This window comes from Arthrobacter sp. SRS-W-1-2016, assembly GCF_002009585.1.
Classification (GTDB): Bacteria; Actinomycetota; Actinomycetes; order Actinomycetales; family Micrococcaceae; genus Arthrobacter; species Arthrobacter bambusae_A.
This window is the reverse complement of record NZ_MTPV01000025.1, coordinates 1-1,578: the sequence shown is the minus strand read 5'-3', so window position 1 is coordinate 1,578 and position 1,578 is coordinate 1. Positions and strand designations below refer to the sequence as shown.

Genomic DNA, 1,578 nt, shown 5'->3' with positions numbered 1-1,578 from the left:
ATCGGTTTCATCAATGGGTGGATCCTGGTCAAGACGAAGCTGCCGTCGTTCATCGTGACGCTGGCGACGTTCCTGATGCTCACGGGCCTGAACCTGGCGTTGACGCGCCTGATCGGGGGGTCGGTGTCGTCGCCGTCGATTTCGAAGCTGGATGGTTTCGATTCGGCCCATGCGGTGTTCGCGTCCTCGATCAGCATCGGCGGGGTCGAGGTGAAGATCACGGTGTTCTTCTGGATCATCCTGGTCGCGGTCGCGTCCTGGGTGCTGCTGCGCACGAAGGTGGGCAACTGGATCTTCGCCGTGGGCGGGGACGCGAACGCGGCCCGCGCCGTGGGTGTGCCGGTGACGAAGACGAAGATCGGCTTGTTCATGGCGGTCGGGTTCTGCGGCTGGATCCTGGGCATGCACAACCTCTTCGCGTTCGACGCGGTGCAGTCCGGGGAGGGTGTGGGCAACGAGTTCCTGTACATCATCGCCGCGGTCATCGGCGGCTGCCTGCTCACCGGCGGGTACGGGTCCGCGGTGGGCGGTGCGATCGGTGCGTTCATCTTCGGGATGGCGAACAAGGGCATCGTGTACGCGCAGTGGAACCCGGACTGGTTCAAGTTCTTCCTGGGCCTGATGCTGCTGCTGGCCACCATCGTGAACCTCATCGTCAAACGCCGCGCAGAGCTGAAGTAGAAGGGCGCAAGAACATGAATGCCAAACAGATCGACCAGCAGACCCTGCTGCGCGAGGAGAAGGACCCGCTGACCCACACCCCCGTGCACCTGCTCTCCCTGGACGCGGTGGGCAAGCACTACGGGAACATCATCGCCCTGCGCGACGTGACCATGGCCGTGGACAACGGCCGCGTCACGTGCGTGCTGGGGGACAACGGTGCCGGCAAGTCCACGCTGATCAAGATCATCGCCGGCCTGCACCAGCACGACGCCGGGGTGTTGAAGATCATGGGGGAAGAGCGGAAGTTCAACTCGCCCCGGGACGCCCTGGACGCCGGGATCGCCACCGTGTACCAGGACCTGGCCGTGGTGCCGTTGATGCCGATCTGGCGGAACTTCTTCCTCGGCTCGGAACTGACCACCGGGTTCGGGCCGTTCAAGTCCATGGACGTGCAGAAAATGAAGGACATCACCCTGAAGGAACTGGCCGAGATGGGCATCGACCTGCGCGATGTGGAACAGCCCATCGGCCAGCTCTCCGGCGGTGAACGCCAATGCGTCGCGATCGCCCGCGCCGTGTATTTCGGGGCGAAAGTGCTGATCCTGGACGAACCCACCGCGGCGCTGGGCGTGAAGCAGTCCGGCGTCGTGCTCCGCTACATCCTGCAGGCCCGCGACCGGGGATTGGGCGTCATTTTCATCACGCACAACCCGCACCACGCCTTCCCCGTCGGGGACCGGTTCCTGCTGCTCAAACGCGGCAAGTCGATCGGCTACTACGACAAGAAGGACATCACCCTGGACGAACTCACCGCCCAGATGGCCGGCGGCGCGGAACTGGCCGAACTCGCCCACGAACTCGAACAACTCGGCGGACACACCCAAGCCCTCAAGGAAGTCCAAGCCGAAGTCGCCG

At 64.1% G+C, this 1,578-nt stretch carries 2 protein-coding genes; both read left to right on the top strand.

The genetic code is table 11. From position 1 onward, the window contains the following. A partial coding sequence (locus BMF89_RS06305) for an ABC transporter permease (protein WP_139359572.1) occupies positions 1–681 on the top strand: 681 nt, incomplete at its 5' end. 14 nt (positions 682–695) lie between these two features. Continuing rightward, on the top strand, positions 696–1,578 hold an 883-nt coding region (locus BMF89_RS06300), incomplete at its 3' end, for an ATP-binding cassette domain-containing protein (RefSeq protein WP_078106229.1).